Consider the following 16050-nt stretch of genomic DNA (forward strand, 5'->3'; position numbering starts at 1 on the left):
TAGTTGAGTTTTTAATTATGTGCCTTACAGGTGTGTGCCAAGGTATATTTTTGTGGGTCTTGTTGCAGGCTTTTTTTCTGTTCCCTGTGAGTTGTTGGTCATTGTTCATATTCCGTTAACGCTGAATAAGTTACAACGTCAACGTTTATAGAAAGTTTGAGGATGACATGGTCAACGTAGTTATAAAATTTTTTACAGGCCTGACGATGTTATGCCTGCTGGTCGCTTGCGCTGAATTTAAAGAAGCGGGTCGGTCAATCGGCCAGACAACAAAAAATGTAACAACAGACATTGGTCATGGCTCGCGTAATACTTTTCAAGCTATCGGCAGGGGTACAAAAAGAGTCGTCAACTCGGTTACTGAAGAACAGGAACACCCCAGTGAATAGTTTAAAGCCAATTATATTTAATCGCTTGTCTGGCTTGCAGAGTTAACTAATTATTTCAGACTTCCGGCAAGTACCAGCGATGTTACTTGTTAAATGAAAATACCAACACTGTAATGTAATGTGATGTAATGAGTGATGATGTCTGATTTTATCTTGTGTCAATGGAGCGCATGGGCTCCGGGCTTTAGTGCCAGAGATGACAGGTTGATGGAACTTGGCAACTCTGTCGTACCAGAGTGCGTACCTAAAATGCTACGGCGCCGATTAACGCCATTGGCCAGAGCTGTTTTTAATGTCGCTGATCAATGCATCAATGGAGAAAAAACATTCCCCGTCGTGTTTAGCTCTGCACATGGTGAAATATGTAAATCATTAACCATGCTTCAAACGATTCAGGCAGGTCATGAGCTTTCTCCGACAGCTTTTAGCCTGTCCGTACATAATGCTATCGCCGGCCTGTTTTCTATTGCTTATCGTAACACTCAGGAAATAACCGTTATTGCTCCAGGACAGGAAGGTATTGCCCCCGCTTTTATTGAAGCGCTCGGTATGCTTCATGAAGGTGCTGACGAAGTCTTGATTATTTTATACGATGAGCCCATTGCTGATTTTTATCCCATTTCCCCTTTTAATCTCAACAGCCCTAATCCTTGTGTACTTGCATTAAGAATTGCCTTGGTCGGCGATGGTTTGCCTTTACAGTTTGACCGTTGCACACAATCTCGTGAAGATGGTGAGCATCCTGTACAATTACAACTGTTTTTAAAATTTCTTCTTGCTAAAGAGCGATCATTAAGCTTGGGTAATCAGGAGCATAGCTGGATATGGCACAAAAAATAATCCAAAAATTAAGCTATGGCTGGCGTCTTTTTGCAACAGGTTTTAGCTTTTTTATCTTCGCCATGGGCGGTTTGTTGTTGTGGTTGCTGGTTTTTCCGGTGCTGTCAGTGTTGCCGGGAAATCATTTGCAGAAGGTAAGCAGGGGGCAGTGCGTTGTCCAATACAGTTTTTATATTTTTATTGGTCTCATGCACAGAATCGGGATTATGACTTACGAAATAAATGGCCTGGAAAAACTTAATCGTCCGGGACAACTGATCATGGCTAATCATCCAACGCTGGTCGATATTGTCTTTTTAATCAGTCGTATTAAACAGGCAAACTGCATTGTTAAAGAAAGTCTGTGGCGTAATCCCTTTATGCGCGGGGGGATAGTCAATGCCGGCTATATCAGTAACAGTGATCCTGAGAAAATGATAGCTGATTGTGTCGAGTGGCTACAGTCAGGCGGCACCATGATTATTTTTCCGGAAGGAACACGCTCCGTGCCAGGCAAGCCGTGCCTTTTTCAGCGGGGAGCCGCTGCGATAGCGTTGCAGGCCAATAAAATCGTAACGCCGGTGACACTCTCATGTTACCCGAGTACCTTAACGAAAGCCGAGCCATGGTATCAAATCCCGGAGCGTCGCTTTCATCTGGTGATGCACGTAGGGGATGATATTGCCCTGGATGAATTTCTTTTAATACAACCTAAATCAATTGCTGTACGCCGTTTTAACCAGTACTTGCAGGATTATTTTACGCAACAGAGAGAACGCTATAAAAACTATGGAAAATGAATTAAAGCAATTGATTATCGATGCACTGGATCTTGAAGATATCAGTGTTGCCGATATAGATAGTCATGCACCGCTTTTTAATGAGGGGCTGGGGCTCGATTCAATAGATGCACTGGAGCTGGGGTTGGCTATCCGCAAAAAATACAATGTAAAAATTGAGGCTGAAAAAGAAGATGTCGTAAAGATTTTTTCTTCCGTTTCAACTTTGGCCGATTATATTAAATCAGTGCAGGGTTAACGCGATCATGAATAATCGTGAAGAAATTTTAAGTGCTATTAAAACTATTTTGGTCGAGATGTTTGAAGTCGATGAAAAAGCGATTACGCTGGAAGCACGCTTATACCAAGATCTTGATTTCGATAGTATTGATGCCGTCGATATGATTGTGCGGATTAAGGAAATGACCGGAAAATCGGTTAAACCCGAAGATTTCAAGAGCGCTCGCACTATCTCCGATGTGGTTGAAGCCGTTTACAGTATGCTCCATGATTAGTGACCTTGCAGGGCAAGCAGTCGCTATGGCTGTTGTTTATCATTAGTATGCGCATAATAATAAACAGTGTCATAGGTCTATTGACCATGCTCTATCCATTTGCTGTTTATTTTGGCATGCATTATTTGGAGCCATGGAAAATAGCGAGCGTTTTATTGGTTTTACTCGGTATCAGACTGATTGCCAGTTACGCCATTAAGCATTGGAGTTGTCCGTTGTTAATGATGGGTATGGTTTATTGTAGCTTTGCAATTTGGAGCAATGAGTTGCTCACTTTACGGATTTATCCTGCTATCGCTAATGCGGCGATGTTGTTGCTATTTTCATGGAGCTTACTGTCGCCGCCGAGTTTGGTTGAACGCCTGGCCAGAATTCAGCATCCCTATTTGCCGCCGGAAGGCATTATTTACACGCGGCGGGTTACCCAGATCTGGTGTGTATTTTTTATTGTCAATGGGAGTATTGCCTTGGCAACAGCGCTGTGGAGCAGTTTTGAAGTCTGGAGTTTATATAACGGTTTTATTGCCTACGTGTTAATGGGTATTTTATTCATAGGGGAATATATAGTCAGGATGAAAACCCGTAAACATGTCAAATGAAAATATTGCCTTGTCAGACTGCGTGCTGATAAGAAGGGATTTTACTACTCCAATTGCCTTTCATGCCGGGCGTTATTATCATGCTGATGATTTTTATGCGGCGGTAAAGTATTGGGTCAGGCAACTGCAAGCCCAACCGTTTCAGCGTTATGCTTTATTTACTGAAGATGCTTATCCTTTTGCCGTATTGTTATTCGCGTTGTTTCATGCCGGAAAGCAGGTCTGGATTGCCGGCAATAACCGGCCCGGTACTGCGCAGCAACTTCAGCAATATAATTGTCGGTTAATAGGCGATTGGGATGCAAGTAATCCGTTTGATTATTATTTAACGGCAACAGACGCTTTAGACACTTTGGCTTTGCCATTATCGCCATTAAACCTGGAAGAAACTCAACTGGTGATTTTTACGTCCGGCTCTACCGGGCAACCAAAACCGATAGAAAAGCATTTGATTCAATTCCAGCTTGAAATCACTGCGCTGGAAAAGCAGTGGGGAAAGCTTCTTGGGTCTGCCGAGATTTTGGCAACAGTCAGTCATCAGCATATTTACGGCCTGCTATTTCGTATTTTATGGCCGTTATCGACAGGCCGATGTTTTCACAGTCCGATTTATATTAATCCTGAAACGCTGGTCAATGCTATTCAGACGGGTGCTGCCTGTTGGGTTGCCAGTCCGGCTCATCTAAAACGTCTGGATCAAAACTCACCGTGGATCGGTATCGCCGGATTAAGCGTTATTTTCAGTTCGGGCGGCGCCTTGAACGAAGTGGCCAGGCAGCAGATTAATGCCAATAGCGGACAGCAGGTGATTGAAATTTACGGTAGTTCGGAAACTGGTGGCATCGGTTGGCGACAGTTCGAGATGGCCTGGCAGTTGTTTGACGGGTTACGTTTAAGCTGTTTGGATGACTGCTGGCAATTGTCTTCGCCTTATTTACAAATTATCCCTTTTGCAAAGGGCGAAGAAAACGAGCCTTTTCAATTGGATGACCAGATCAGTTTACAAGACGATGGCCTGTTTATCATGCATGGACGGGCGGATCGCATTGTTAAAATAGAAGAAAAGCGCCTGTCTTTATCTGAAATGGAACGGCGCTTGGCTGAAACGCCTTGGGTGGCTGAGGCATTTACCGTCGCCATAACAAAAAGCAGGGATGTGGTCGGTGCAGCGGTGGTATTGACTGAGGCAGGTAGTAACACTCTAAAAATCGAGGGCAGGAATGCTTTAATCAGGCAACTGCGTGCATCGCTTTATCAATGGTTTGATAGCATTGTTTTACCCAGAAAATGGCTGTTTCTGGACAGTATGCCATTGACGACGCAAGGTAAAATTGACCAGTATCTTCTAAATGCGCTGCTGGATACCGATAACCAAAGATTGCCCCAGGTTCAAGGTGTTTGTATAAAGCTCAATACCGTTAAGCTGACACTTAAAGTTCCTGAAGATTTGATTTATTTCCCCAATCATTTTTCAACTTACCCGATTCTTCCCGGCGTAGTTCAGATTGCGTGGGCAGAATATTTCGGCAAATTGTTTTTTGCCATCGACCAGTCGTTTTTAGCGATGGAAGTCATTAAATTTGTCAAAGCCATTCAGCCCGGCAATACCGTTAAATTAACGCTTAACTGGAATATGTCGCCTGATAAACTGCATTTTCAGTTCCGATCAGAAGATGGTATTTATAGTTCAGGGCGACTTGTTTATGCAGCCAAATGCAGAGAACAGCCATGAAACCCTGTATTATTATTCCTGTTTATAATCATGAACACGCCATTGCTCAGGTTATTGCCAAATTAAAACCCTATGGTATTTCTTGTTTTTTGGTTAATGACGGCAGCTCGGTAGCTTGCGCGGAAGTACTGGAAGACTGCGCCAGACAAGAAGCCAGCTGGCTTACCTTGTTAAACCGGAAGGAAAATGGCGGTAAAGGTGCAGCGGTTATGGAAGGCTTTAACGCGGCACAATGTTTAGGATACACGCATGCCATACAAATTGATGCCGATGGCCAGCATAACACCGATGATATTCCACGTTTTCTTGAAGCCGGCAAGCTAAACCCTGATGCGATGATTTTAGGTCAACCTGTTTTTGATAAATCCGTTCCTAAAAACCGGCTGTATGGGCGGTGCATTACCAACTTTTGGATAGCAATCCATACGTTGTCCCTGGCAATAGCCGACGGGATGTGCGGCTTTCGACTGTATCCGCTGGCCGCCGTAGATAAATTAATCAGCACGACGCAGATTGCACAAGGCATGGCTTACGATATCGATATTATCGTACGCCTGTACTGGCAGGGTGTCGATGTTGTCAATATTCCGACTGCGGTATGCTACCCCTCGGATGGTGTGTCACATTTCAGGTTAGTGCATGATAATGTCATGATTTCAAAAACCCATACCAAATTATTTTTTGGCATGTTGGTACGTATTCCCAAGCTGCTGCTACGATATTGGCGATGAAAAAACCACCGCATTGGGCGCAAATCGAGGAGACCAGCGTTATTTGGGGTATGCGGTTTCTGTTGAGTATTTATCTGTTATTTGGCCGCAGGGTTCTGCAACTATTTTTATACCCGGTTGTAACTTATTACTGGTTGATTAATCGACCGGCCAGACAGGCCAGTCAAGATTATCTCAACAGACTGGCAATTTTTGCGCCGTCATTAAAACTGAGCGGTAGTTTATTATGGAGTTACCGGCACTTTATCAGTTTTGCCAATGCCATTGTTGACAAATTAGCTGCCTGGTCAGGGGCACTGGCAATTAGTGAAGTCGACTATCACGGGCGTGATGAATTATTTACGGCAATTGGTAAAGGGAGGGGGGCGCTATTACTGGGCTCGCATTTGGGTAATCTTGAGGTCTGTCGAGTGATTGCCGATCTGGATAATGCCATTGGTGTTAATGTGTTGGTACATACTAAACACGCCCAAAAATTTAACCAGTTGTTAAATCAGACCAGCGACAACAGCCGGTTAAATCTGATTCAGGTGACTGAAATTACTGCAGCAACCGCAGTGTTGCTAAGCGACAAAATTGATGCCGGTGAATTAGTCATCATCGCCGCTGACAGAACACCTGTTAGCGGCCAACAACGCGTTACCAAAGTTAGCTTTTTGGGTGCTGATGTGCTGTTTCCACAAGGGCCGATTATTCTGGCTGCGTTATTGAAGTGTCCCGTTTATACCGTGTTCTGTCTAAAACAGCAGGGCAGACATGTCATTTATTTTGATTATTTTAGTGACATATTGACGTTTCCCAGAAAAACGCGCGAGCAGGCCATGCAGCAAGTCATTCAGCAGTATGCGAACTGTTTACAAACTTACTGTTTAAAAGAACCACTGCAATGGTTTAATTTTTTCAATTTTTGGCGTGTTACGGATGATGAATAACAAAAATACCGTTGTTTTTAACAGTAATTTCTTAACTATAGAAGATATTTGCGATATAGCAGGGCAACAGGCAACTATTGAACTTAGTACACAAGCCGATTTTATTAAACGCATTGATAAAGGGGCGTTATTTATTGATAGCCTGTTAAAAGAACAAGGCTTTGTCTATGGCGTAACTACCGGCTATGGTGACTCTTGTACCGTATCGATTCCATTACATCTGGTTGAAGAATTACCCCGGCATTTATACACTTTCCACGGCTGTGGTCTGGGTAATCATTTTGATGCCCAGCAAACCCGCGCTATTCTGGCCGTACGTTTAACTAGTTTGGCACGCGGCTTTTCAGGTGTCCGCTATCAATTATTGCAGCAATTGACGACTTTATTAACGCAGGATATTCTGCCGTTGATGCCACAAGAGGGGTCGGTAGGAGCGAGTGGCGATTTAACGCCGTTGTCTTATTTGGCGGCAGTGCTGGCTGGCGAACGCGATGTGCTGTATCAAGGTGAGCAGCAGTCGACGGATACGGTTTTTGCGCGGTTAAACATTCAACCGCTGACTCTTAAGCCCAAGGAAGGCCTGGCCATTATGAACGGTACGGCGGCTATGACCGGCATTGCCTGTCTTGCCTACCAACGCGCCGAATACTTGTCGCAGCTCAGTACCCGTATCACCAGTCTGGCTTCAATAGCGTTAAATGGTAACGCCTACCATTTTGATGAAAAGCTGTTTTCGGTTAAACCCCATCCGGGCCAAAACCGGGTTGCTGAACGTATCCGTGCCGATTTGCAGGTCACCGAAAGTGCGCCGCGTAACGATACCCGCTTACAGGATCGTTACTCGCTACGCTGCGCTCCGCATGTTATTGGCGTCCTGGAAGATTCTTTGCCGTGGCTGCGGCAGTTTATTGAAAACGAACTGAATAGCGCCAATGACAATCCCATTATCGATGCAGAAGCAGAACACGTTTTGCATGGCGGGCATTTTTACGGTGGTCATATTGCCTTTGCGATGGATAGCCTGAAAACAGCGGTCGCCAATCTGGCCGATTTAATGGACAGGCAAATGGCGCAATTAATGGATACCAAATTCAACCACGGCCTGCCTGCCAATTTATCCGGTGCCGATGCCGAACAGGCGATGATTAATCACGGTTTTAAAGCCGTGCAAATTGCCGTGTCAGCCTGGACGGCTGAAGCGCTTAAATTAACCATGCCGGCGAGTGTATTTTCCCGTTCCACTGAATGTCATAATCAGGACAAGGTTAGCATGGGTACGATTGCAGCAAGGGATTGCATACGCATACTGGAGTTAACCGAACAGGTGGCTGCGGCGGTATTGTTCGCGGCGGTACAAGGGGTGGAATTGCGCGGCAACCTTGAGACGTTAAGTCCGGCTGTCCAAAATACCGTTAAGTTTGTACGCCGGTTTAGTCTATTCTTAAGTGTTGATAGGGCATTGGAACAAGAGCTACGCCAGTGTCTGGTGTTAATTCGTGAAAAACGCTGGGATTTATATGATTAAAAGTTTGCATCAAACGTCAGTTGATTTACTTGTCCCTTTTCATGATATTGATATCATGGAAGTGGTATGGCATGGTCATTACGTAAAATATTTTGAAATTGCACGCTGTGCTTTGCTGGAGAAAATACATTACAACTATCCGCAAATGCTTGACTCAGGTTACTCCTGGCCGGTTATTGATTTAAATGTGCGTTATATAAAACCATCGGTGTTCGGGCAAGTCATTACCGTACAGGCCAATATTGTAGAGTGGGAAAATCGCTTGAAAATCAATTACCTGATTACTGATAAGCTGACAGGATCAAGACTCACCAAGGGCTACAGCATTCAAGTCGCGATTGATAGCCAGACCAAAGAAATGTGTTTTGAATCACCCAAGGTTTTATTTGAAAAGTTGGGTGTGTTGGTTTCTTGAATCCATTATATAGAGCCACAACCTGATTAAATGACATAATAAGCGTGTGTCCTAAAGACTGCTTGATTGGTGAGCAGTCCTGTATTACTTAATCACCGAAAGCCTCTTTATACATACAAATGTTGGGGTTCGTAGCTTACGCCAACTTGTTAAAACTAATATATTGTGATTTTTCTAAAAGTCTTACTACTTTTTCTACTTTCATTCAATCAAAGCTACGCCGCCGATGTGCTAGCCGAAATCTCCGCACGTTTGGTAAAAACGCCCATAACCCAAGGCAGTTTTCAACAGGAAAAACGCTTAAAAGTTTTACGCAAACCGTTAATTTCTACAGGCACATTTACTTACCATCAAAGCAAAGGGGTGATCTGGAAAACGCTTACGCCGATTCCGTCTTTATTGTTGGTTAATGAATCGCATCTGTTGACTGGGCAGGGTGAGCAAGCCGTGCCGGCGGCTTTTGGCAAGGTGTTTAAAGCCATGCTGGGCGGGGATTTAAAGCAATTGACCGAGGGTTTTTTAATCACCGGAGAGAATAAAAAGCCCTCCTGGCAATTACAACTCAAACCTAAAGATGAATTTTTGCAGAAAATAATCAGCACTATTTTACTGACCGGCGACACCGAGTTGCGGGCATTGGAAATACAGGAAGTCACTGGTAACCTGACGCGGATTAGTTTTACTCAAGTGACTCATCCTGTAAACATACTTCCTGAACAAGAAGCTGATTTTGAACGTTTATCACCCTAAAGTAACGGCATGGTTTTGGTTGCTGGGTATGCTGTTTATCGGTTTTCTCGGCAGTCAATCGTTGGGCAAAGACTGGCTGGAAACAGGATTTTTGGCATTATTGCCGGTTACCGAACAAAAGCCGGAAATCGCCAGGGCTGTCCGGCAACATAATGAACAACTCAACCGGAAAGTCATCTGGCTGACTGGTGCCGCAACGTCTCAGGATGCCATTGCCCATGCGCGGCAGCTTAAGCAGCAGTTGCAACAGAGCGGTCTGTTTGGCAAGCTGATGCTGGAGTTGCCACAGCAGATGATGGTCAAACAATATCAGCAGTTATTTCCCTACCGTTATCAGTTGCTGGATGTACAAACACGGTTCACGCTGGACAATAACCCTAAAGACTTGCTGGCCCAAAATCTGGAAACGCTTTATAGCCCGATTGGCCAGATGACGGCGGCTGATCTTGAGCATGATCCGTTGCTATTATTCAGTCGTTATTTTAATGCGCAAAATCCGCTCAAACTGACAGTAGAGCAGGGCATTGTTATTTTACATGATGCTGACCGATTTTGGGCCTTACTGCTGACCGATCTTGAAGATCAGCATTTACAGTTGGACAAATTGGAAGTTTTGCTGGCATTGGTGAATAGTTCAACCACACAAACGCAGGCGGCAGGCGGTGACTTAATGGTGACAGGAATGCCGCTGTTTACTGCTCAGGGTTCGGATTCTGCCAGGCAGGAAATTTCCACGGTAGGTTTGGGTTCCAGTGCGGGAATTGTTGTTTTGCTGTTGCTGACTTTTCGAAGTTTACGGCCTTTGTTGTTGTCGTTTCTGGCAATAGGCAGCGGCCTGTTTGCAGCTCTTGTCGTGAGCGTGCTGTTTTTTGGCAAGATACATATTATTACCCTGGTTTTTGGTGCCAGTTTAATCGGCGTTGCTGATGATTATGCCATCCATTTTGTCTGTGACAGTTTCGGAGCCAAAAATTGGTTGCCACGGCAAGGATTACGCTATATTTTTCCGGGGCTGGTCATCGGCTTATTAACTAATTTATTAAGTTATGCAGGCTTGGTGTTCTCACCATTTCCGGGTTTACAGGAAGTGGCTTTATTTTCGGCGGTTGGTTTGTTAGCCGCCTGGCTTACCGTGGTTTTGCTGTTTCCCTTATTACTGACCGGATTTAAACCTGATCATCAGCCGCTTATTTTGGTTTGTGCCAACTACTGGCAACAGCATTGGCCGGTTTGGCTGTTAAAAAAAAGGCGCTGGCTAATACCGGTTTTACTGGTTTTTATTGCGGGTGGACTATGGCAATTGTCGCCGCGCGATGACGTACGGCTGTTGCAATCAGCTCCGGCTGAATTACTAAAAACCGCCGATAAGATTAAGCAATTATTGCCGGTGAGCCAGGAAAATCAGTTTTTTTTGGTATCGGGACACGATATCAATGACTGGCATCAACATGAACAGCAACTGCTTAAGCGTCTTAACCTGTTAACCCAAGAGCATAAGCTAATGGCTTATCAAGGCCTCAGCGATTACTGGCCCGATGAGGATAATCAGGAGACAAATTACCGGTTACTGGACAAAACCCTGTATCAATCCGGCTTGCTGAAGCAGTATATGAATGAGCTGGGATTTAGTGAGCAAGCCATTAACACCGAACTAAAACAGTTTAGTGAGGCAAAAAACAGGTCGATTTCCTTACCTGAATGGTTGGCGACTGCCGATGAAACAAAACAGCAATTATGGTTGGGGTGTGATGTAGACCGGTGTCTAAGCCGGGTTGTCTTAACCGGAATAACCGATTTGCCGGCATTAGCTGCCCTGCAAAGCCTGCAAGGTGTCACCTGGGTTGATCAGGTCGAGCAATTATCTTCCTTGTTTGCGCGTTATCGGGTTAGTGTCAGTTTGCTGTTGATAGCGGCTTACCTGTTGGTTTTTACCGGCTTGGGGTTAAAATTTGGCTGGTACGATGCGTTGAAGATAACCGCCATTCCTGTCGTTGCGGCACTGGTTTCATTAGCCATGATGGGCTGGTTTGATCAATTGTTTAGTTTGTTCAATTTATTTGCGTTGTTGCTGGTGTTGGGAATTGGCGTTGATGATGCTATTTTCTTTTTTATGGCAGACAGTTCAGCCGCATTGTCCAATGAGACCGACCATGACCGGCGTGCCAGTACGTCATTGGCGGTTACTTTATCCGCATTAACAACATTGTTGGCTTTTGGCCTGCTGGCGGTAAGTTCTACCGAGATTGTTCATGCCTTTGGTTTTACCGTCGCGACGGGTATTTTAACTGCACTGGTATTGTCGCCTTTGGTAGGAAATCGAACCCCGGATTCTCGGGAGATAAAGTCGTCAAAGCGGCGATGATAAATATCAGTCTGCGTGACTTTGCAGTCACCATAAGACCTGTTGGCCTGCTCAATAACAAATTATCTTACCCGATTAGTAAACTTAAGCGATGACCTTTAATTCAACCCGTATCTGTTTCATCATCGCCATCAGCATTATTGGCTTGCTCCACCTGTTTTTTGGAGTCAGTTTATGGTGGCTGGTATTGCCATGCCTGGTTTATTCGGCTTTAATCATTTATGGTTCGTCTGTCATTCAGGCGAACTTTTACGCCCCGGTTTATTGTTATGGCGAGTCGTTGGAAAAAGAAATTGTCCTGTCGTTTGACGATGGTCCAAACTCCGAATATACGCCACGGGTGCTATCAATCTTGGCGGAGTACAACGCCAAAGCGACTTTTTTTGTTATCGGAAAAAATATTTCCGGTAACGAAAGCCTTTTGCAACAAATAGATGCTGCCGGACACAGCATATGTAATCACAGTTACACACATTCTTTTTTTGTCGATTTTAAAAGTGTGCAAGGCTTTAAGGATGAACTTAATCAGACCGCAGAGAGTGTTTTCAATGTTATCGGCAAACGCCTGAAATTATTTCGGCCGCCCTACGGTGTCACCACTCCCAGTCTTGCCAAGGCCTCAAAGTTGTTGAATTACAGTATTATCGGCTGGTCGATTCGCTCGTTGGATACCACGTCTGATAGCGCACAAGTTATAACCCAACGCGTACAATCACAAATAAAACCGGGAGCCATCATTTTGTTTCATGATGCATCGGATAAAACCCTTCAGGTATTAAAGCAGACGCTTGATTTTACGAAAGCAAATGGTTATAAAATTGTTGGTATCGAGCAGCTTTTAAAGATTAAAGTCTATGAATAATATACCCCCGTAGGATGTGCTGAACGGCAGTGAAGCGCATCATTCGTGATTGAGTGATGCGCTTCACTGTCGTTCAGCACATCCTACAAAAGCACATCCTGCCAAATTGGTGGTTTATTTTCAAAACAACGCTTAATTCATTGACCATTTTTAGTCTTCATGGCTGCCATGAAACCATTTTAGCTTGTCATGGAGCGTCACTACCGTACCAATAATAATCAAGGTGGGCGGTTTAATATCCAGGCTGGCAATAGTCGCCGGTAAGGTTTCCAAAGTACCGGTAATAACCCGCTGATTAACGGTAGTGCCTTGTTGAATCAGGGCAACAGGTAAATCTTTAGGGCTGCCGTGGGCAATTAACGAGGCGCATATTTTTTCCAGTCCGACCAGACCCATATAGATAACGATGGTTTGATTGGGTGCTGCCAGTTGTGTCCAGTTTAAATTAATCGAATTATCTTTCAGGTGGCCGGTAACGAAAGTACAAGATTGTGCGTGATCTCTGTGCGTTAACGGAATGCCTGCATAAGTGGCGCAACCTGAAGCAGCAGTAATGCCGGGCACGACTTGAAAGCTGATGCCTTGTTCCATTAAGGTTTCAATTTCTTCACCGCCGCGACCAAAAATAAAAGGATCGCCGCCTTTTAACCTGACCACTCGTTTGCCTGCCTTGGCCAGATCTGCAAGCAGGATGTTGATGGATTCCTGAGGCAGGGTGTGTTTATCCCGTTGCTTGCCGACGTAAATTTTTTCTGAATCGCGGCGTGCCAGATCGATGATTTCCGGTGAAACCAGATGGTCATAAACAATAACATCGGCTTGCTGCATCAAGCGTAAGGCCCGAAATGTCAATAAGTCGGGCGCCCCCGGGCCTGCGCCTATCAGATAGACTTCACCTTGGGTAACGGTGCCTGCTTGTTTGATGATGGCTTGTTGTAATTGTTGTTCGGCTTCTTTTTGATTGCCGGCAAAAACCAATTCAGCAACCGAACCCTGAAAGATGTTTTCCCAGAAAATGCGCCGTTGTGCGGGTTCTTTAATGTGTTTTTTAACATCGTCTCTATAGCTTTCTGCAAGCTTTGCCAGTCGTCCATAAGCGGGCGGGATGATGGTTTCAATCTTGGCTCTGAGCAAGCGCGCTAAAACCGGTGCAGCACCGCCAGAGGAAACCGCGGCAATGATGGGTGAGCGATCAATAATGGCCGGAAAAATAAAACTGCATAACTCGGGATTATCAACGACATTAACCAGAATGTTTTGTGTCTCAGCGGCGTTGGCAACCAATTGATTGGTTTCCTTATTATCGGTAGCGGATACCACCAGTCTAAAGCCACACACATCAGCCGCAGCAAAAGGTTTTTGTTGTATTTGTAAACTACACGGCCCTTCAAGGCTTGCTACATGGTGGCTTATTTCATTGGCGATTACCGTTATTCTTGCGCCGGCACGGGCCAATAGTTCGATCTTGCGGGCCGCGATTTCACCCGCTCCGATAACCAGGCAATCCTGGTCTTTAAGTTTTACAAAAACGGGAAAATAATCCATTTCGTTACGATGATTCATAGATTGATTAGGGAATGGTATTATAAGCAGTCTACCGTTTTGTGAGTAACTAAAACAATGATTGAATTTAGTATGGAAGTCGATGCCAGTGGTTTACTGTGTCCGTTACCCTTATTACGTTTAAAAAAAGCGTTAACGGGAATGGCTAGTGACGATGTCGTTAAAATTATCGTAACCGATCCGGCTGCACATCTTGATTTTGGTGTTTATGCCAACCAATCGGGTCATAAAATCATTGACTTGATAAAGCAGGATAATCAGCAGATTTTTTATATCAAAAAGAAATAGTCAGTTTAAAGCTCAAGCTTGTGCTTTGTACCTTTACATTGACTTCAATAACATACAACTTATTAACAGCCCATGACCACAAACGATACTCAACCTTTGGCAAATTTTATTCGTCAGATTATTACCAATGATCTTAAAGACAACAAAAATAATGGCAAGGTAGCCACCCGATTTCCGCCGGAGCCTAATGGTTATCTCCATATTGGTCACGCAAAATCAATTTGTCTGAATTTTGGTATTGCCACCGAATTTAACGGTACTTGTAACCTGCGTTTTGATGATACCAATCCTGAAAAAGAAAACATCGAATACATGGAAGCGATTGAAAGGGATGTGCAATGGCTGGGTTTTGACTGGGCTGAATTGCATCATGCTTCTGATTATTTTGAACAGCTTTATAACTATGCCGTGCAATTGATTGAGCAAGGTCAAGCTTATGTTGACAGTTTATCTGCGGAGCAAATCAGGCTTTATCGCGGCACCTTAACGGAACCTGGCAAAGAAAGTCCTGATCGTAGTCGGTCAATTGCCGATAATCTGGATTTATTTAGCCGTATGCGTGCCGGTGAATTTGCCGATGGCCAGTATGTGCTGCGTGCCAAAATCGACATGGCATCGCCCAACATCAACATGCGTGATCCTGCCATTTATCGAATTCGTCGCGTCCATCATCACCGTACCGGCGATGCCTGGTGCATTTATCCCATGTACGATTATACCCACTGTATTTCTGATGCCATTGAAGGTATTACCCATTCGTTGTGTACTTTGGAATTTGAAGATCATCGTCCACTTTATGATTGGGTACTTGAGCAACTACAAACGCCTGTCCATCCCCAACAAATAGAATTTGCCAGGCTGCAACTGGAATACACCATTGTCAGCAAGCGCAAACTGAATCAATTGGTGACAGAAAAGCATGTACACTGCTGGGATGATCCTCGCATGCCGACTATTGCAGGGCTCCGTAGAGCCGGCTTTACGCCGAAATCAATACGGGATTTTTGCGAACGCATCGGTGTTACCAAGCAAAATTCATGGATAGAAATGGGTGTGCTGGAATATTGTATTCGTGAAGATTTAAACGAAAATGCGCCCAGGGCTATGGCGGTTTTACAGCCGTTACGGGTGGTGATAGACAATTATCCTGAAGACCAAACAGAGCAACTGGAAATAAGCAATCACCCGCAACGCCATGAATTGGGCAAGCGCAATGTGCCTTTTTCCCGAGTGATATTAATTGAGCAGGATGATTTTGCCGAAGTCCCACCACCAAAATTTAAGCGTTTGATTGCCGGTGGTGAAGTTCGTTTACGCGGTTCTTACGTTATAAAATGTAACGAAGTTATCAAAAATGCCGAAGGAATTGTGACTGAACTGCGTTGTACCTATGATACTGACACGCTTGGTAAAAATCCTGAAGGTCGTAAGGTAAAGGGCGTTATTCATTGGGTTTCCGAGCAACATTCACATCCGGCAGAAATTCGATTGTATGATCGTTTGTTTAAAGTGCCTAATCCCGATAGTGAAGAAAACTTTTTGGATGTTATCAATCCTGCTTCACTGGAAGTTCTTGAGGGTTGTCGGGTAGAAGCGAGTCTCGCAGAAACACAGTCAGACGGCCGCTATCAATTTGAACGAATCGGTTATTTTTGCCGGGATGCGGTGGACAGCGTTGACGGTAAACTGGTTTTTAACCGGACAGTATCGCTCCGAGAAGGCGGCTGGTAAAAAGCTTGATTTAAAAAAGAGTAGTCCACGAAAAGCAGGGAAAAATAAACAGGGAAGT

Annotated in this window: 17 protein-coding genes; 16 read left to right on the forward strand and 1 reads right to left on the reverse strand. The window is 44.5% G+C overall.

All coding sequences use genetic code 11. The features are described 5' to 3' along the window. The first annotated feature begins 167 nt into the window (after nt 1-167). The 14 genes from N7974_RS01460 to N7974_RS01525 all read left to right on the forward strand — a co-directional run bounded on the left by N7974_RS01460 (nt 168) and on the right by N7974_RS01525 (nt 12410). A complete protein-coding gene (locus N7974_RS01460) occupies nt 168-389 on the forward strand; it encodes a hypothetical protein (protein WP_262963936.1) in 222 nt (73 codons plus the stop codon). 135 nt (nt 390-524) lie between these two features. After that, nucleotides 525-1229 (forward strand): beta-ketoacyl synthase chain length factor, encoded by a 705-nt coding sequence (locus tag N7974_RS01465; RefSeq protein ID WP_262963937.1) that lies wholly within the window; start codon nt 525-527, stop codon nt 1227-1229. After that, nucleotides 1214-2008 (forward strand): lysophospholipid acyltransferase family protein, encoded by a 795-nt coding sequence (locus N7974_RS01470; RefSeq protein WP_262963938.1) that lies wholly within the window; start codon nt 1214-1216, stop codon nt 2006-2008. Before N7974_RS01465 ends, N7974_RS01470 begins: the two co-directional genes overlap by 16 nt. Beyond that, the gene (locus tag N7974_RS01475) at nt 1998-2246 is read left to right on the forward strand and encodes a phosphopantetheine-binding protein (protein WP_371744883.1); all 249 of its coding nucleotides are present in this window, start codon (nt 1998-2000) and stop codon (nt 2244-2246) included. Before N7974_RS01470 ends, N7974_RS01475 begins: the two co-directional genes overlap by 11 nt. Before the next feature lie 7 nt (nt 2247-2253). Then, nucleotides 2254-2502 (forward strand): acyl carrier protein, encoded by a 249-nt coding sequence (locus N7974_RS01480; protein ID WP_262963939.1) that lies wholly within the window; start codon nt 2254-2256, stop codon nt 2500-2502. Nucleotides 2503-2588: 86 nt separating this feature from the next. Next, the gene (locus tag N7974_RS01485) at nt 2589-3101 is read left to right on the forward strand and encodes a COG4648 family protein (protein ID WP_262963940.1); all 513 of its coding nucleotides are present in this window, start codon (nt 2589-2591) and stop codon (nt 3099-3101) included. Continuing rightward, on the forward strand, nt 3091-4833 hold the full coding sequence (locus N7974_RS01490; RefSeq protein WP_262963941.1) for an AMP-binding protein: 1743 nt from the start codon (nt 3091-3093) through the stop codon (nt 4831-4833). The genes N7974_RS01485 and N7974_RS01490 overlap by 11 nt, the downstream gene beginning before the upstream one ends. Next, nucleotides 4830-5564 carry a glycosyltransferase family 2 protein gene (locus N7974_RS01495; RefSeq protein WP_262963942.1) on the forward strand — a complete coding sequence of 245 codons (735 nt, stop codon included), beginning with the start codon at nt 4830-4832 and terminating at the stop codon, nt 5562-5564. Before N7974_RS01490 ends, N7974_RS01495 begins: the two co-directional genes overlap by 4 nt. Further along, nucleotides 5561-6496 carry an LpxL/LpxP family acyltransferase gene (locus N7974_RS01500; protein WP_243221453.1) on the forward strand — a complete coding sequence of 312 codons (936 nt, stop codon included), beginning with the start codon at nt 5561-5563 and terminating at the stop codon, nt 6494-6496. Before N7974_RS01495 ends, N7974_RS01500 begins: the two co-directional genes overlap by 4 nt. Continuing rightward, nucleotides 6486-8021, forward strand: a complete 1536-nt coding sequence (locus tag N7974_RS01505) for an HAL/PAL/TAL family ammonia-lyase (protein WP_243221454.1) — start codon at nt 6486-6488, stop codon at nt 8019-8021. Before N7974_RS01500 ends, N7974_RS01505 begins: the two co-directional genes overlap by 11 nt. Next, nucleotides 8014-8436, forward strand: a complete 423-nt coding sequence (locus N7974_RS01510; protein WP_243221456.1) for an acyl-CoA thioesterase — start codon at nt 8014-8016, stop codon at nt 8434-8436. The genes N7974_RS01505 and N7974_RS01510 overlap by 8 nt, the downstream gene beginning before the upstream one ends. Nucleotides 8437-8664: 228 nt before the next feature. Beyond that, entirely contained in the window at nt 8665-9186 is a 522-nt protein-coding gene (locus tag N7974_RS01515) for an outer membrane lipoprotein carrier protein LolA (RefSeq protein WP_262963943.1), read from the forward strand. Beyond that, nucleotides 9167-11548, forward strand: a complete 2382-nt coding sequence (locus tag N7974_RS01520) for an MMPL family transporter (protein WP_262963944.1) — start codon at nt 9167-9169, stop codon at nt 11546-11548. Before N7974_RS01515 ends, N7974_RS01520 begins: the two co-directional genes overlap by 20 nt. A gap of 91 nt (nt 11549-11639) precedes the next feature. Next, complete coding sequence (locus N7974_RS01525) at nt 11640-12410, forward strand: polysaccharide deacetylase family protein (protein ID WP_262963945.1); 771 nt, start codon at nt 11640-11642, stop codon at nt 12408-12410. 150 nt (nt 12411-12560) lie between these two features. Here N7974_RS01525 and cysG read toward each other — a convergent pair whose 3' ends face one another. Next, on the reverse strand, nt 12561-13955 hold the full coding sequence (cysG, locus tag N7974_RS01530; RefSeq protein WP_262964046.1) for a siroheme synthase CysG: 1395 nt from the start codon (nt 13953-13955) through the stop codon (nt 12561-12563). Nucleotides 13956-14030: 75 nt separating this feature from the next. On the opposite strand from cysG, the gene N7974_RS01535 reads away from it, so the two are divergent. Together N7974_RS01535 and N7974_RS01540 are read left to right on the forward strand one after the other, a co-directional pair. After that, the gene (locus N7974_RS01535; protein ID WP_262963946.1) at nt 14031-14261 is read left to right on the forward strand and encodes a sulfurtransferase TusA family protein; all 231 of its coding nucleotides are present in this window, start codon (nt 14031-14033) and stop codon (nt 14259-14261) included. Nucleotides 14262-14333: 72 nt separating this feature from the next. Beyond that, nucleotides 14334-15992: a glutamine--tRNA ligase/YqeY domain fusion protein gene (locus tag N7974_RS01540; protein ID WP_262963947.1), complete on the forward strand. Its 1659-nt coding sequence runs from the start codon at nt 14334-14336 to the stop codon at nt 15990-15992. Nucleotides 15993-16050: the final 58 nt, after the last annotated feature.

It is taken from the genome of Methylobacter psychrophilus (genome assembly GCF_025583945.1).
GTDB lineage: Bacteria > Pseudomonadota > Gammaproteobacteria > Methylococcales > Methylomonadaceae > Methylobacter_C > Methylobacter_C psychrophilus.